At 70.4% G+C, this 15,624-nt stretch carries 14 protein-coding genes; 10 read left to right on the top strand and 4 right to left on the bottom strand.

The window, feature by feature from the left end; all coding sequences use genetic code 11:
* Nucleotides 1–12: 12 nt before the first annotated feature.
* Genes AC3A6J_RS20125 through AC3A6J_RS20140 form a run of 4 tightly spaced genes read left to right on the top strand, consistent with a single transcriptional unit; the run spans nucleotide 13 to nucleotide 4,197 of the window.
* The gene (locus tag AC3A6J_RS20125) at nucleotides 13–906 is read left to right on the top strand and encodes an ABC transporter permease (RefSeq protein ID WP_487861751.1); all 894 of its coding nucleotides are present in this window, start codon (nucleotides 13–15) and stop codon (nucleotides 904–906) included.
* A gap of 2 nt (nucleotides 907–908) precedes the next feature.
* On the top strand, nucleotides 909–1,961 hold the full coding sequence (locus AC3A6J_RS20130) for an ABC transporter ATP-binding protein (protein ID WP_487861752.1): 1,053 nt from the start codon (nucleotides 909–911) through the stop codon (nucleotides 1,959–1,961).
* A gap of 29 nt (nucleotides 1,962–1,990) precedes the next feature.
* Nucleotides 1,991–2,983 carry an ABC transporter ATP-binding protein gene (locus tag AC3A6J_RS20135; RefSeq protein ID WP_487861892.1) on the top strand — a complete coding sequence of 331 codons (993 nt, stop codon included), beginning with the start codon at nucleotides 1,991–1,993 and terminating at the stop codon, nucleotides 2,981–2,983.
* Nucleotides 2,984–3,003: 20 nt separating this feature from the next.
* Nucleotides 3,004–4,197 carry an amidase gene (locus AC3A6J_RS20140; protein WP_487861753.1) on the top strand — a complete coding sequence of 398 codons (1,194 nt, stop codon included), beginning with the start codon at nucleotides 3,004–3,006 and terminating at the stop codon, nucleotides 4,195–4,197.
* 149 nt (nucleotides 4,198–4,346) lie between these two features.
* Here AC3A6J_RS20140 and AC3A6J_RS20145 read toward each other — a convergent pair whose 3' ends face one another.
* Genes AC3A6J_RS20145 through AC3A6J_RS20155 form a run of 3 tightly spaced genes read right to left on the bottom strand, consistent with a single transcriptional unit; the run spans nucleotide 4,347 to nucleotide 7,583 of the window.
* Nucleotides 4,347–4,853, bottom strand: a complete 507-nt coding sequence (locus tag AC3A6J_RS20145; protein WP_487861754.1) for an ureidoglycolate lyase — start codon at nucleotides 4,851–4,853, stop codon at nucleotides 4,347–4,349.
* Nucleotides 4,850–6,325: a UdgX family uracil-DNA binding protein gene (locus AC3A6J_RS20150; protein WP_487861755.1), complete on the bottom strand. Its 1,476-nt coding sequence runs from the start codon at nucleotides 6,323–6,325 to the stop codon at nucleotides 4,850–4,852. The genes AC3A6J_RS20145 and AC3A6J_RS20150 overlap by 4 nt, the downstream gene beginning before the upstream one ends.
* A 10-nt stretch (nucleotides 6,326–6,335) precedes the next feature.
* Nucleotides 6,336–7,583, bottom strand: a complete 1,248-nt coding sequence (locus AC3A6J_RS20155) for a putative DNA modification/repair radical SAM protein (RefSeq protein ID WP_487861893.1) — start codon at nucleotides 7,581–7,583, stop codon at nucleotides 6,336–6,338.
* 173 nt (nucleotides 7,584–7,756) lie between these two features.
* On the opposite strand from AC3A6J_RS20155, the gene AC3A6J_RS20160 reads away from it, so the two are divergent.
* Nucleotides 7,757–7,969, top strand: coding sequence for a hypothetical protein (locus AC3A6J_RS20160; RefSeq protein WP_487861756.1), 213 nt, complete (start codon nucleotides 7,757–7,759; stop codon nucleotides 7,967–7,969).
* On the opposite strand, the gene AC3A6J_RS20165 is transcribed toward AC3A6J_RS20160, so the two are convergent.
* The gene (locus tag AC3A6J_RS20165; RefSeq protein WP_487861757.1) at nucleotides 7,954–8,886 is read right to left on the bottom strand and encodes a LysR family transcriptional regulator; all 933 of its coding nucleotides are present in this window, start codon (nucleotides 8,884–8,886) and stop codon (nucleotides 7,954–7,956) included. The two genes, AC3A6J_RS20160 and AC3A6J_RS20165, sit on opposite strands and share 16 nt — an antisense overlap.
* Nucleotides 8,887–9,029: 143 nt before the next feature.
* On the opposite strand from AC3A6J_RS20165, the gene AC3A6J_RS20170 reads away from it, so the two are divergent.
* The 5 genes from AC3A6J_RS20170 to AC3A6J_RS20190 are packed head-to-tail and all read left to right on the top strand — an operon-like array spanning nucleotide 9,030 to nucleotide 15,548.
* Nucleotides 9,030–11,165: a 3-hydroxyacyl-CoA dehydrogenase NAD-binding domain-containing protein gene (locus AC3A6J_RS20170; protein WP_487861758.1), complete on the top strand. Its 2,136-nt coding sequence runs from the start codon at nucleotides 9,030–9,032 to the stop codon at nucleotides 11,163–11,165.
* 10 nt (nucleotides 11,166–11,175) lie between these two features.
* Complete coding sequence (locus AC3A6J_RS20175) at nucleotides 11,176–12,366, top strand: acetyl-CoA C-acyltransferase (protein ID WP_487861759.1); 1,191 nt, start codon at nucleotides 11,176–11,178, stop codon at nucleotides 12,364–12,366.
* 12 nt (nucleotides 12,367–12,378) lie between these two features.
* Entirely contained in the window at nucleotides 12,379–13,587 is a 1,209-nt protein-coding gene (locus tag AC3A6J_RS20180) for an acyl-CoA dehydrogenase family protein (protein ID WP_487861760.1), read from the top strand.
* Between the two features lie 9 nt (nucleotides 13,588–13,596).
* Complete coding sequence (locus tag AC3A6J_RS20185; protein ID WP_487861761.1) at nucleotides 13,597–14,736, top strand: acyl-CoA dehydrogenase family protein; 1,140 nt, start codon at nucleotides 13,597–13,599, stop codon at nucleotides 14,734–14,736.
* The gene (locus AC3A6J_RS20190) at nucleotides 14,733–15,548 is read left to right on the top strand and encodes an oxepin-CoA hydrolase, alternative type (protein ID WP_487861762.1); all 816 of its coding nucleotides are present in this window, start codon (nucleotides 14,733–14,735) and stop codon (nucleotides 15,546–15,548) included. Before AC3A6J_RS20185 ends, AC3A6J_RS20190 begins: the two co-directional genes overlap by 4 nt.
* Nucleotides 15,549–15,624 lie beyond the last annotated feature (76 nt).

Consider the following 15,624-nt stretch of genomic DNA (forward strand, 5'->3'; position numbering starts at 1 on the left):
AGACCCATCGCCATGTCCGCCCTTCTCGCTCCCCTCATCGCCGCCGAGCCCCTGCCGCCGCAGCGCTCGCGCGGCTACTGGACTTCGGTGGTGCTGCGCTTCGTGCGCGATCCGGTCGCCATGGGTGCCGCGCTGGTGGTGCTGCTGCTGATCGGGCTGGCGGTGTTCGGCCCCTGGCTCGCGCCGGCCGACCCGTATGCCTCCTCGATGCTCAAGCGGCTCAAGCCGATCGGCACCGAGGGGCTGCTGCTCGGCAGCGACGAACAGGGGCGCGACATGCTCTCGCGCCTGATCGTGGGCGCCCGGCTGTCGCTGTTCATCGGCATCACGCCGGTGTTCTGCGCCTTCGTGCTCGGCACGGTGATCGGCATCGTCGCGGGCTACGCGGGCGGTCTCACCAACACGCTGATCATGCGCACGATCGACGTGTTCTACGCCTTCCCGTCGGTGCTGCTCGCGATCGCGCTGTCGGGCACGCTGGGCGCGGGCGTGGTCAATTCGCTGATCTCGCTGACGGTGGTGTTCATTCCGCAGATCGCGCGCGTGGCCGAGAGCGTGACGACGCAGGTGCGCACGCGCGACTACGTGGAGGCGGCGCGCGCCTCGGGCGCGAACCCCTTCACCATCGTGCGGGTGCACGTGCTCGGCAATGTGCTCGGACCGATCTTCGTCTACGCCACGAGCCTGATCGCCGTGTCGATGATCCTGGCCTCGGGCCTGTCGTTCCTGGGCCTGGGCGTGAAGCCGCCCGAGCCCGAGTGGGGGCTGATGCTCAACACGCTGCGCACCGCGATCTACGTGCAGCCGTGGGTGGCGGCCCTGCCCGGGCTGATGATCTTCGTCACCTCGATCTCCTTCAACCTGCTGTCCGACGGATTGCGCTCGGCGATGGACAACAAGGGGTGAGCATGAATCCATTGAACGACGTCGGCGGCCCGGCGCAGCCGCTGCTCAGCATCTCGGGCCTGGTCAAGCACTTCCCGCTCAAGAAGGACGCGCTCGGCCGCGGCGGCGGCGTGGTGCGCGCCGTGGACGGCGTGGACTTCGAGGTGCACAAGGGCGAGACGCTGGGCGTGGTCGGCGAATCGGGCTGCGGCAAGTCGACCACGGCGCGCCTCTTGATGCAGCTCATCGCGCCGACGCGCGGCGAGGTGGTGTTCGACGGCCGCGAGGTCGGCGGCCGCGACCTGCCGCTGAAGGAATTCAGGCGCCAGGTGCAGATGGTGTTCCAGGACAGCTACGCCTCGCTCAATCCGCGCCTCACCATCGAGGACTCCGTCGCCTTCGGGCCGCAGGTGCACGGCCTGCCGCGGCGCGACGCGGTGGCGCGCGCACGCGACCTGCTCGCGCGCGTCGGCCTCGATCCGCGGCGCTTTGCCGAGCGCTATCCGCACGAGCTGTCGGGCGGCCAGCGCCAGCGCGTCAACATCGCGCGTGCGCTGGCGCTGCAGCCGCGCATGGTGATCCTCGACGAGGCGGTCTCGGCGCTCGACAAGTCGGTCGAGGCCCAGGTCATCAACCTGCTGCTCGACCTGAAGGCCGAGTTCGGCCTGACCTACGTCTTCATCAGCCACGACCTGAACGTGGTGCGCTACGTGAGCGACCGCGTGATGGTGATGTACCTCGGCCAGGTCGCCGAGATCGGCCCGTCCGAGACGCTCTACGACGCGCCGGCGCACCCCTACACGCGCGCACTGCTGTCGTCGATGCCCTCGATGGACCCCGACCACCGCACCGAGACCGCCGCGCTCGCGGGCGACCCGCCGAACCCGATCGATCCGCCGAGCGGCTGCCGCTTCCATCCGCGCTGTGCGCTCGCGGCGCCGGTGTGCAGCCAGGTGGTGCCCGAGCGCATCGCCACCGGCGCACGGCATGCGGTGAGCTGCCTGGTTCACGAACCGGGCAGCGGACACCCGATGGCGCAGCCCGCGCAAACCCACGCACAGAGGTTGGCCGCATGAACCACGCCCCGCCACCCGTCACCGAACCGATGGTCCGCCTGCGCGACCTGAGCGTCACCTTCACCGGCGGGCGCAAGCCCGTGCATGCCGCAAGCGGCGTGAGCCTGGACGTGGGCCGCGGCGAAGTGGTCGCGCTGATCGGCGAATCGGGCTCGGGCAAGAGCGTGACCTTGCGCACGCTGCTGCGGCTGCACCCCGAGCGCCGCACGCGCATCGGCGGCCAGGTGCAGGTGGCCGGGCGCGACGTGCTGGCGATGTCCACGCGCGAGCTCGACGGCTTCCGCGGCAAGGTCGCGTCGATGATCTTCCAGGAGCCGCTGCTGGCGCTCGACCCGGTGTATTCGGTCGGTGCGCAGATCGTCGAATCGATCCGGCGCCATGAGAAGGGCGTCAGTGCGGCCGAGGCGCAGCGGCGCGCGCTCGCGCTGTTCGAGCGCGTGCGCATCCCGAGCCCCGCGCGCCGCCTGGCGGCCTATCCGCACGAGATGTCGGGCGGCATGCGCCAGCGCGCGATGATCGCGTTGGCGCTGGCCTGCAACCCGCAACTGCTGCTGGCCGACGAGCCGACCACCGCGCTCGACGCCACGGTGCAGATCCAGATCCTGCTGCTGCTGCGCGAGCTGCAGCGCGACCTCGGCCTGTCGGTGATCTTCGTCACGCACGACATCGGCGCGGCCGTCGAGGTGGCCGACCGCATCGCCGTGATGTATGCAGGCCGCATCGTCGAGGAAGGGAGCGCGCGCGCGTTGATCCGTTCACCGCGCCACCCGTACACCATCGCGCTGCTCAAGAGCCGGGCCCATGGCGCGCTCGCGCGCGGCGCGCGGCTAGAGACCATCGGCGGCGCCCCGCCCGACCTTTCCGCGCTGCCGTCTGGCTGCGCCTTTGCCGAGCGCTGCAGCCTCGCCGCCGAGGCCTGCCGCATTGCACAGCCGCCCGCCATCGAGCTGGCACCGAACCACCGCGCGCGCTGCATCTGCACCGAGGCTGCCGCCGCCATCGCCCCCACCCTGGTAGCCTGACCCTGCCGACCTGCACCACCATGCCATTGCACGACCCCGCCCACGCCTTCGTTCCCTACCCCGACGTTCCGGTGCCGCATGCGGCCACCGGCGCGCTCGCCGACCTGAGCTTCGCGGCCAAGGACCTGTTCGACGTGGCCGGCCATCCCACCGGCGGCGGCAGCCCGATCGTGCTCGCGATGTCGGGCATCAAGACACGCACCGCGCCCGCGGTGCAAAAGCTGCTCGACGCGGGCGCGCGCTTCGTCGGCAAGACCGTGACCGACGAGCTCGCGTTCTCGATGAACGGCAACAACGCGCATTTCGGTGCGCCGATCAACGGCGCCGCGAAGGATCGCATCACGGGCGGCTCGTCGTCAGGCTCGGCCTCGGCGGTGTCGTGGGGCCTGTGCGACTTCGCGCTGGGCACCGACACCGGCGGTTCGGTGCGCGCGCCGGCCAACCACTGCGGCCTCTACGGCCTGCGGCCGACGCACGGGCGCGTGAGCCTCGAGGGGGTGATGGACCTCGCGCCGAGCCTGGACACCTGCGGCTGGTTCGCGCGCGACGCCGCCACCTTCGCGCGCGTGGCCGACGTGCTGCTGGGCGCCGATGCGGTGGCCCTGCCGGCGCGCGTGCGGCTGCTGCGTCCCGACGATGTCTGGTCGCTCGCGGTGCCGGCCGCGGCCGCGGCGCTGGCCGATGCCGCCGCGCGCGTGCAGGCCGTGCTCGGCGACGCGCAACATGTCGACGTCGCGCTCGATTCCTTCGATGCGATGTACTGGAATTTTCGCTACGTGCAGGGCCATGAGGCATGGCTCACCGACGGGCCGCTGATCGAGCGCCATGCGCCGCCACTCGGCCCCGGCGTGGCGGAGCGCTTTGCCTGGTCGCGCGGCGTGACCGATGCGCAGATCGTCGCCGGCCGTGCGTTTCGCAGCGCCTTCCGCAGCCACCTCGCCGAGCTGCTCGGCCATGACGGCGTGCTGCTGATGCCGACGATGCCCGACATCGCGCCACTGCGCAGCGAGGCCGAGGCCGGCCTGGAGGACTACCGCGACCGCTCGATCCGGATGCTCTGCATCGCGGGCCTCAGCGGCTTTCCGCAGCTGTCGATGCCGCTCGCGCAGCGCGACGGCGCGCCGCTGGGCCTTTCGCTGCTCGGCCCCGCAGGCTCGGACCGCTCGCTGGTCGCGCTGGCCGAGCGCCTCGCGGCAGCGTCTCAGAAGCTGTGAATGAACTGGACGTGCCCGAGCAGGTCGTCCAGGCGCGTCCGATCGAGGCGCAAAGCGCAGTCGTAGCTCGGGCTACGGCGAGCATTTGCAACGACGAGCGGGCGTGTCTGGGCGGGCTGAGCGGGCATGGCCGGTTCGTTCACAGCTTCTCAGTCCGGCTGAACCACCGCCGGCGCGGCCAGGCGGCAAAGCGCGCAGTCGGGCGCATCGGCGCGGCGCTCCAGCACCACGAAATCGCCCGCGTCCAGCGCCAGCAGCGCATGGTGCCAGGTGCCGGGCGCGAGCAGCACACCCTGCAGCCCGTCGGTGACGAAGGCCGAAAGATCGGCCGCCGACGTGGGCGCTGCACCTGCACGTGCGACCACGATCACGAAACGCCGCATGCCGAGCGGCACGAAGGCCTGGCTGCCGAGCGCATGGCGCTCCAGTTCAACGATCTCGTGCGGAAAGCGCCGTGCCTGCGCGCGGAACAGCGCGAGCATCGGCCGGCCGCCGCCGGCGTCGAGCTGCAGGTCGTCCACGAGGTCGAAGCGCTGCGCGCTGCCGCCGTTGATGGGCCGGCCTTCGCCGGTCGGGGCGGCAATCACCGTGCCGAAGGGCGAGAAGGCTTCGGCGGTCAGCGGCCGGATGGCAAGCAAAGCATGGGCGGGCGTCATGCCGCCATTGCAGCAGAAACCGTGCCGCGCGCGGCGGCCAGCTCGTCGCGCCAGCGCGCATACGCGGCGGCGCGCTCGCCGTCCGCGAGCCGCAGCAGCGCCGAGGGATGCAGCGTGACGAACACCGGCCGGCCGTCGGCGCGTTCGTGCAGCCAGATGCCGCGTTCGGCCTGCACCGCCACCGGGCGCCCGAGCAGCGCACGCGCCGCAGCGGCACCGAGCGCGACCAGCGCCTGCGGCTTCACCAGCGCGACCTCGTGGTCGAGCCAGTGGGCGCAGGCTTCGGCCTCGCGCTGGCCGGCGGTCTTGTGGATGCGGCGCTTGCCGCGCAGCTCGTACTTGAAGTGCTTCACCGCATTGGCCAGGTACACGCTGTCGCGCGGCCAGCCGATCTGCGCCATCGCGCGGTCGAGCAGCTGCCCGGCCGGCCCGACGAACGGCCGGCCCGCCAAGTCTTCCTGGTCGCCGGGCTGCTCGCCGACCAGCATGTGGTGCGGCGCGAGCGGGCCTTCACCGCACACGGCCTGCGTGGCGAGCGCGCCGATCGGACAGGCGCGGCAGCCGTGCGCGGCGGCCTGCAGTTCGGCCAGGCTCGCGGGCGCCACGCCTTCCGCGGGGCGCAGGTGCAGCGCGATGGGCGCGCGGATGCGACGCACGGGCGTGGCCGGTGCATCGATCATGGCCTGGCTGCGCGCCGCGGCGGCGTCGGCCAGCGGCTGGATCAGCGCGGCCTCGGGCAGGTTGTGCCAGTAGCGGCGCGGCATCTCGTTGCGCATGGCCGCGAGCTTGAGCCGCGCGGGGTTGAAGATGTGCGCGTAGTAGGTGAGCCAGAGCTGCTCGCCGGCGTCGGGCGCGGGCTTTTCGCGCCGGTCGGCGCCGGGCCGGAAGGCCAGCGCGGCACCGTCCCACGCGACGCAGCGGTCGGGCGTGAGGATGGCCCAGCGCATCTGCGCGAAGCGGCGCGCGAAGAACGGCGCATTGGCCTCGACGATGCGGTGCTCGGGCTCGAACCACGCCACATGCCGGTCGAGCCCGTCGACCTCATCGGCCACGCGCGTGAAGCGCACGAAGGCGCGCATCTTGTGGATGTCGCGCCGCACCGACCGGGCCATGCGCTGGGCTCGCATCATGTCGGCGTCGAGTGGATCGTGCCGCAGCGCGGGTTCGTGCGCGAGGCGCCAGAGCAGGCGGTAGAGCAAGGCAAAGCGCTGGTCGTCGCGGTGCAGGACCACGTCGGCGCAGAGTGCGACGAAGGCGGCCGGCACGGGATGCGAAGGCACGGCGGGCGGCGCGGGCAGCATGGTGTCTGCCTCGCCGAACAGGCCTTGGCTTGCGCCGCCGCCGCCATCGCCGCCGGCCGCGTCGCGCACACGCCATTCGACTTCGCCCGGCGGCACGCCAGCGGCCAGCAGTTGCCGGGCGCTGCGGCGGAATGCGTCGAGGTCGACCGGATCGTCGAGCAGCGCCTGCATCGCACGACCCCTAGAACAGCGATGCCTGCACCGCGGTGCGCGGCGGCGCCGCGAGAGCGCCGCGCGCCGGCCGATGCCCGTCGGCCACCACGAACGGCAGCACCTTGCGCGCGGGCACATGGAGCCGCCGCAGGTCTTCGGCACGCACGCGTCGCACCCGACGTGCCTGCATCAATCGGTCGACGGCCTTGACGCCGAGCCCGGGCACGCGCAGCAGCATCTCGCGCGGTGCCTGGTTCAGGTCGACCGGGAAGCGCTCGGCATGCGCGAGCGCCCAGGCCATCTTGGGATCGACGTCGAGCCGCAACAGGCCGTCGGGCGCCGCCACGATCTCCTCGTGGCCGAAGCCGTAGAAGCGCATCAGCCAGTCGGCCTGGTAGAGCCGGTGCTCGCGCAAGAGCGGTGGGGCGGTGAGCGGCAGCGCGCGCGCCGCATCGGGAATGGGGCTGAAGGCCGAGTAGTAGACGCGGCGCAGCCGGTAGGCGCCGTACAGCGTGGCGCTGGTCGCGAGGATGCCGCGGTCGTCTGTGGCATCGGCGCCCACGATCATCTGGGTGCTCTGCCCCGCGGGCGCGAAGGGCGGCGGCTTGGCGGCCACGGGGGCGGCGCCGGGCAGCACGCGAATCGGCACCACGCGGCGCGCTTCTTCGCGCGTGTGGTCGATCGCAAGCCGCAGCCGCGCCATCGATCGGCGGATGGCGCTCTCGTCCTTCTCGGGTGCGAGCGCCTGAAGCCCCTCGGTGGTCGGCATTTCCACGTTGATGCTGAGCCGGTCGGCATAGCGGCCGGCCCGCGCGATAAGTTCGTCGCTTGCGTCGGGAATGGTCTTCAGGTGGATGTAGCCGCGAAAGTCGTGGTCCTCGCGCAGCGCCCGCGCCACCTCGACCACCTGCTCCATCGTGTGGTCGGGCGACTTGACGATGCCGCTCGACAGAAAAAGGCCCTCGATGCAGTTGCGCCGGTAGAAGTCGAGCGTGAGCTGCACCACCTCGTCGATGCGAAAGCGCGCGCGAGGCACGTTGCTCGAGGCGCGGTTGACGCAGTAGAGGCAGTCGTACTGGCAGTGGTTGGTCAGCAGCACCTTGAGCAGCGAGATGCAGCGGCCGTCGGGCGCGTAGCTGTGGCAGATGCCCATGCCCTCTGTCGAGCCGATGCCGCGTCCGCCGACCGAGTCGCGCGGCTGCGAACCGCTCGACGCGCAGGAGGCGTCGTATTTGGCGGCATCGGCAAGGATGGCGAGTTTGCGCTGGAGTTCCACGGCGGCTTGGGGCGTCAAAAGACTGTATGAATATACAGCACCGAGGCGCCGGCGTTGACAAAGACCGGCTGCGCGCAGGGTCGCTCGCCACGCGGCCCGCTACAGTCCAGGGCTCTTTCCACCCGATGCGCAGCGATGCGCCGTGTCCGATGCGCCGCCTCTCTTCCTTCTCCGTGCTCGCACTGGCTGCCGCGCTGCTTGCCGCGGGATGCGCCTCCCCGCGCACCGCGCCGCGCGTGGTCTTCCTCGCCGACGGCGTTTTCAAGTCGCCCTCCACCCAGGACGCCGAGGCCTATTGCCGCAACTTCGGCGCGCCCATGCGCTACCTCGACCCCGAGGCGGCGGCCCGCGCGCCGGGCGCCGAGGTGACCTATCGCTGCGACTGAGCCGGCGCGTCCTCGCCTGGCACCCGCACGCACGCGAGGATGAAGTCGATGAAGGTCCGGATCGCGCGCGTGTGCTGCCGGTTCGGCATGTAGAGCATGAACATCTGCGTGCCGAAGAGCGACAGGCGCCAGTCGTCGAGCGTGGTGACCACGTCGCCCCGGCGCATGTCGTCGGCCACCACGTAGTCGGGAACCAGCCCGATGCCGAGGCCCGCCAGGATGGCCTGGCGCAGGAACAGGAAGTTTTCCGAGATCAGCGTCGGCTCGAGCACCACTTCGCGCCGCACTTCGCCCAGCTCCTGGCTCTGGTAGGCCGACACGCGCAGCTGCCGCCCGACGACGGCCGCCGTCACCACGGGGGCGCTCTGCAGTTCGTCGAGCTGCTGCGGCAGCGCATGTTCCGCCGCATAGCCGCGCGAGGCGCAGGCCACGTAGCGCACCGCGCCCAGGTCGCGCGCCACCAGGTTCTGCGGCGGCTCGGGCACCACGCGGATCGCGATGTCGACCTCGTCGCGCAGCAGGTCCTCGATGCGGTTCTCGAACACCACGTCGAGCACGATGCCCGGGTACTGCCGCTTGAAGTCGATCAGCCAGCCGGCCATCACGAGCTGGCCGTAGCCGCTCGGCACGCTGAGCCGCACGCGGCCCTGCAGCCCCTGGCCGAGCGTGGTGACCGATTCGCGCGCGGCCAGCAGCTCGCCCTGGATCACGATGCCGTGCTGGTAGAGCCGCAGCCCGATCTCGGTCGGCTCGGCCCGGCGCGTGGTGCGGCGCACGAGCTGCGCGCCGACCGACCGCTCGAGCTGGTTGAGGTGGTAGCTGACGTTGGCGCGGCTCATCTTGAGCCGCCGCGCCGCGGCGCTGAGGTTGCCCGCGTCGATGATTTCGACCAGCAGGGACAGCGATTGAAGGTCCATGGCGCCGATTTTGTCAAAAATTCTTTGACAGTCTGTCAATGGACTATGCAATTGTCAAAGCCCCGCACCCGACCAAGAATGCGGGGTTCACCCCAGAGCCTCGGGCTTCGCACTGCGGGCCCGCCACGCGAGAGACAAAGCAAATGGCCAATCAAACCCCCTCCAGCCCCTCCACGCCTTCCGGTCCCGTCACCTTCGCATGCGAGGGCGATGTGTTTGTCGTGACCATCGACAACCCGCCCGTCAATGCGCTCGGCGTGGACGTACGCCGCGGCCTGGTGGCCGCGATCGCGGCGGCCGAGGCCGACAGCGCCGCCAAGGCCGTGCTGCTCGTGGGCGCGGGCCGCAACTTCATCGCGGGCGCCGACATCCGCGAATTCGGCAAGACGCCGCAGCCGCCCTCGCTGCCCGAGGTGTGCCTGGCGATCGAGAACTGCAGCAAGCCGGTGGTGGCCGCCATCCACGGCGCCGCGCTCGGCGGCGGGCTCGAAGTGGCGCTGGCGGCGCACTACCGCATCGCCTCGCCCAGCGCCAAGCTGGGCCTGCCCGAAGTGGCGCTCGGCCTGCTGCCGGGCTCGGGCGGCACGCAGCGCGCGCCGCGCCTCATCGGCGTGAAGCCCGCGCTCGACCTGATGCTCAGCGGCCGCCATGCGGGCGCGAAGGAAGCGCTGTCGCTCGGCCTGGTCGACAAGCTCGGCAACGACGCCGATGCGCGCGCCGAGGGCTTGGCCTATGCGAAGGAACTGGCCGCCGCGAACGCGCCGGTGCGCCGCACGCGCGAGGCCGCCGGCCTGGTCGACAAGGACGCCAGCCGCACCGCGCTCGACGCCGCGCGCGCCGACACCGCCAAGAAGAGCCGCGGCCTGTTCTCGCCGATGAAGATCATCGAAGCCGTCGAGGCCGCGCTCACGCTGCCCTTCGACGAAGGCATGGCGCTCGAGCGCAAGCTGTTCATGCAGTGCATCGACAGTCCGCAGCGCGCCGGCCTGATCCACGCCTTCTTCGCCGAACGCGAAGTGCTCAAGGCGCCGGAGACCAAGGCCGCCAAGCCGCGCGCGCTCGACGCTGCCGGCATCGTTGGCGGCGGCACCATGGGCGCGGGCATCGCGGTGGCCATGCTCGACGCCGGCCTGCCGGTGACCATGATCGAGCGCGACGACACGCAGCTCGCGCGCGGTCGCGCCAACGTCGAGAAGGTCTACGACGGCCTCATCAAGAAGGGCCGCATGACCGACGAAGCCAAGGCGGCGGTGATGGCACGCTTCAACGGCTCCACCAGCTACGACGCGCTCGCCCAGGCCGACATCGTGGTCGAGGCCGTGTTCGAGGACATGGCGGTCAAGAAGGCGGTCTTCGCCGAACTCGACCGCGTCTGCAAGCCCGGCGCGGTGCTCGCCACCAACACCTCGTACCTCGACATCGACGAGATCGCCGCCAGCATCTCGCGCCCTCAGGACGTGGTGGGCCTGCACTTCTTCTCGCCGGCCAACATCATGAAGCTGCTCGAGATCGTGGTGCCCGCCAAGGTCAGCGCCGACGTGGTCGCGACGGGCTTCGAGCTCGCCAAGAAGCTCAAGAAGGTGCCGGTGCGCGCGGGCGTGTGCGACGGCTTCATCGGCAACCGCATCCTCGCGGTGTACCGCCAGGCGGCCGACCACATGATGGAAGACGGTGCCTCGCCCTACCAGATCGACGAGGCGGTGCGCAACTTCGGCTACCCGATGGGGCCGTTCCAGGTGTCGGACCTGGCCGGCGGCGACATCGGCTGGGCCACGCGCAAGCGCAAGGCCGCCACGCGCGACCCGAAGGCGCGCTACGTGCAGATCGCCGACCGCATCTGCGAGCGCGGCTGGTTCGGCCAGAAGACGCAGCGCGGCTACTACCTCTACCCCGAGGGCGCACGCACCGGCCAGCCCGACCCCGAAGTGCTGGCCATCATCGACGCCGAGCGCCAGCGTGCGGGCGTCACACCGCGCGCCTTCACCGAGGACGAAATCATGCGCCGCTACATGGCCGCGATGGTCAACGAAGGCGCAAACGTGGTGCACCAGGGCATCGCACTGCGCCCGCTCGACGTGGACGTGACCTTCCTCTACGGCTACGGCTTCCCGCGCCATCGCGGCGGCCCGATGAAATACGCCGACACGGTGGGCCTGGCGAAGGTGCTGGCCGACATCCGCGAGTTCGCCAAGGAAGACCCGCTGTTCTGGCAGCCCTCGCCGCTGCTGGTCGACCTGGTCGAGCGCGGTGCCGATTTTTCGAGTTTGAACAAAGACTAAGGACACTGCCATGCGCGAAGCCGTCATCGTTTCCACCGCCCGCACCCCGCTCACCAAGGCGCACCGCGGCGAGTTCAACATCACCCCGGGCCCGACGCTCGCGGCCTTCGCGGTGAAGGCCGCGGTCGAACGCTCGGGCCTCGATCCGGCGCTGATCGAGGACGCGATCCTCGGCTGCGGCTACCCCGAGGGCACGACCGGGCGCAACATCGCGCGCCAGGCCATCATTCGCGCGGGCCTGCCGATCTCGATCGCCGGCACCACCGTCAACCGCTTCTGCGCTTCGGGCCTGCAGGCCATCGCGATGGCGGCGGGCCGCATCGTGGTGGACGGCGCGCCGGCCATGATCGCGGGCGGCGTCGAAAGCATCTCGCAGATCCGCGGCCGCAGCGCCACCGATGCGGGCGACAACGGCATGGACCCGTGGATCGTCGAGCACAAGCCCGCGCTCTACATGGCGATGATCGAGACCGCCGACATCGTGGCCCAGCGCTACGACATCAGCCGCGAGGCGCAGGACCGCTTCTCGGCCGAGAGCCAGCGCCGCACCGAAGAGGCGCAGCTCGCCGGGCGCTACAAGGACGAGATCGTGGCCTGCACCACCACCATGGCGGTGACCGACAAGGAAACGAAGGAAGTCAGCTACCGCGAAGTCACCGCCACCGAAGACAACTGCAACCGCCGCGGCACCACCTACGAGGCGCTCGCCAAACTCAAGCCCGTGATGGGCGACGACAAGTTCATCACCGCGGGCAACGCCTCGCAGCTGTCCGACGGCGCCTCGGCCTGCGTGCTGATGGAAGCCAAGGACGCGGAGCGCGCCAACCTCCAGCCGCTGGGCGTCTTCCGCGGCCTCGCAGTGGCGGGCTGCGAGCCCGACGAGATGGGCATTGGCCCGGTGTTCGCGGTGCCCAAGCTGCTCGCGCGCCACGGCCTCAAGGTCGAGGACATCGACCTCTGGGAGCTCAACGAAGCCTTCGCCTCGCAGTCGATCTACTGCCAGGACAAGCTCGGCATCCCCTCGGAGCGGCTGAACGTGAACGGCGGTGCGATCTCGATCGGCCACCCCTTCGGCATGACCGGCGCGCGCCTCACGGGCCATGTGCTGATCGAAGGCAAGCGCCGCGGCGCGAAGTACGCCGTGGTCACGATGTGCATCGCGGGTGGCATGGGCGCGGCGGGCCTCTTCGAGATTTACTGAGACCGAGAATTCATGGACCTGAACTTCACCCCCGAAGAAGAAGCCTTCCGCGCCGAAGTGCGCGCCTTCCTCGCCGACAAGCTGCCCGCGCGCCTTTCCGACAAGGTGAAGAGCGGCAAGATCCTCGAGAAGGCCGACATGGCCGAGTGGCACGCCATCCTCAATGCGCGCGGCTGGCTCGCCAACCACTGGCCCGAGCAGTACGGCGGCCCGGGCTGGAGCGCGATCGAGAAGTTCATCTTCGAGAACGAATGCGCGCTCGCCTTCGCGCCGCGCATCGTGCCCTTCGGCGTGAACATGCTGGGCCCGGTGCTCATCAAGTACGGCAACGAGGCGCAGAAGCGCCATTGGCTGCCGCGCATCCTGAACGGTGACGACTGGTGGTGCCAGGGCTATTCGGAACCCGGCGCGGGTTCCGACCTTGCCGCGGTCAAGACCTCGGCCGTGCGCGGCATCGACGCCCAGGGTGACCACTTCATCGTGAACGGCCAGAAGACCTGGACCACGCTGGGCCAGCATGCCAACATGATCTTCTGCCTGGTGCGCACGAACCGCGAGGCGAAGAAGCAGGAAGGCATCAGCTTCCTGCTGATCGACATGGCCTCGCCCGGCGTGGAAGTGCGCCCGATCATCACGCTCGACGGCGAGCATGAAGTGAACGAGGTGTTCTTCTCCGACGTGCGCGTGCCGGCCGAGAACCTGGTCGGCGAGGAGAACAAGGGCTGGACCTGCGCCAAGTACCTGCTGACCTACGAGCGCACCAACATCGCGGGCGTGGGCTTCTCGGTGGCCGCGCTCGAACAGCTCAAGGGCATCGCGGCCTCGCGCACGAAGAACGGCCGGCCGCTGGCCGACGACCCGGCCTTCGCGGCGCGGATGGCGCGCGTGGAGATCGATCTCGAGAACATGAGGACCACCAACCTGCGCGTGATCGCGGCGGTGGCCGGCGGCGGCGTGCCGGGCGCCGAGAGCTCGATGCTGAAGATCCGCGGCACCGAGATCCGCCAGGAGATCTCGTCGCTCGCGCGCCGCGCGATGGGCGTGTACGGCCGGCCCTTCGTGGCCGAGGCACTGAAGGACGGCCATGACGGCGAGGCCTTCGGCCCCGACTACGCATCGGCCGCCGCCTCGCGCTACTTCAACAACCGCAAGCTGTCGATCTTCGGCGGCTCGAACGAAATCCAGAAGAACATCATCTCGAAGATGATCCTCGGTCTTTAAAGGAACGGCATGAACTTCGAACACACCGAAGACCGGCGCATGCTCGCCGACAGCCTGAACCGCTTCATCGCCGAGCAGTACGCCTTCGATGCGCGCGACCGCATCGCGCAATCCGAGCACGGGTTCAGCAAGGAGATCTTCCAGCAGTTCGCCGAACTCGGCGTGATCGGCGCGCTGTTCAGCGAGGCCGATGGCGGCTTCGGCGGCAGCGGCTTCGACATCGCCGTGGTCTTCGAGGCGCTCGGCCGCGGCCTCGTGGTCGAGCCGCTGCTCGGCGCGCTGATGGTCGGCGAGGCGATCAGCGCCGCCGGCAGCGGCGCGCAGAAGGAGAAGCTCGGCGACATGATCAACGGCGCCCTCGTCGCGGCCTTTGCGCACGACGAGGCCGACACGCACCACGAACGCACGCGTGTCGCGACCCGCGCCGTAAAGAGCGGCGACGGCTGGGTGCTGAACGGCGCCAAGGCCGTGGTGCCGCAGGGCGAGCAGGCCGACCTGCTGCTGGTCTCGGCGCGCACCGCGGGCAATGTCGACGACGCGGCCGGCATCTCGCTGTTCCTCGTGCCTGCGAAGACCGCCGGTGTCGCGGTGCGCGGCTGCCCCGCGATCGACGGCGGCCGGGTCGCGGAGATCACGCTCGACGGCGTGAAGCTCGGCGCCGATGCGCTGCTCGGCAGCGAAGGCCAAGGCCATGCGGTGCTCGAACGCGCGATCGGCCGCGGCGTGCTCGCGCTGTGCGCCGAGGCGCTGGGCGCGATGGAAGCGGCCAAGACGGCCACGCTCGAGTACCTGCGCACGCGCAAGCAGTTCGGCCTGCTGATCGGCAGCTTCCAGGCCCTGCAGCACCGCATGGCCGACCTGCTGCTCGAGATCGAGCAGGCGCGCTCGGCCGTCATCAATGCCGCCGCGGCCATCGACGGCAGCGACCGCGTGGCGCGCGAGCGCGCGCTGTCGGCAGCGAAGTTCAGCATCGGCCGCATCGGCGCGCTGGTGGCCGAAGAGAGCATCCAGATGCACGGCGGCATCGGCATGACCTGGGAGCTGCCGCTGCCCCACTACGCCAAGCGCCTCGTGATGATCGATCACCAGCTCGGCGACGAAGACCACCACCTGCAGCGCTACATCGCACTCGCAAAGGAACCGGCATGACCCCCCCCAAGACCGTGCTCGTCTCGCAGGAAGGCGCCGTGCGCATCCTGACCAACAGCAACCCCGGCGCGCGCAACGCGATCACGCCGACGCTGTATGCCGAACTGTCTGCCGCGCTGACCGACGCCGAGCGCGACCCCGAAGTGGGCGCGGTGGTGTTCACCGGCGCGGGCGATTTCTTCTGCTCGGGCGGCGACCTGAACCTGCTCGCCACGCGGCGCGAACTGCCGGTCGCCGAGCGGCGCAAGATTCTCGAAGGCCTCAACAACCTGATCCGTGCGCTGCGCGACTGCAAGAAGCCGGTGATCGCGGCCGTCGAAGGCGGTGCCGCGGGCGCGGGGCTGTCGATGGCGCTGGCCTGCGACATGCTGGTGTCGGCGCGCGATGCCTTCTTCACCGTGGCCTATGTCAAGGTCGGCCTCACGCCCGACGGCGGCGCCACGGCGTTCCTGGCCGAGTTCGTCTCGCGCCAGGTGCTGACCGAGCTGTGCCTGACCGGCGACCGCATGACGGCCGAGCGCCTGAACGAGCTCGGCGCGGTCAACCGACTGACCGACAAGGGCGCGGCGCTGGCCGAGGCCGTCGCGCTGGCGGCGCGCATCGCCACCGGTCCGCAGCGGGCCACCACGCGCATCAAGGCGCTGTGCCGCCAGGCGCACCATGCCACGCTCGAGGAACAGCTCGATGCCGAGGCGGTGTTCATGGTCGAGTCGCAGGGCGATGCCGAAGCGGCCGAAGGCATCGGTGCCTTCCTGGGCAAGCGAAAGGCCGATTTCGTGGCGCTGCGCCGCGGCGGCGGGAACGCCAGCTGACGCCAAGACTCCCACCGTTTCTCATGCCTGCCTCGCACGCCGTGCGGGGCTTTCCTGTTTTCCGAAAGACATCTTC

Source organism: Variovorax sp. Soil_C_39, from assembly GCF_057656815.1.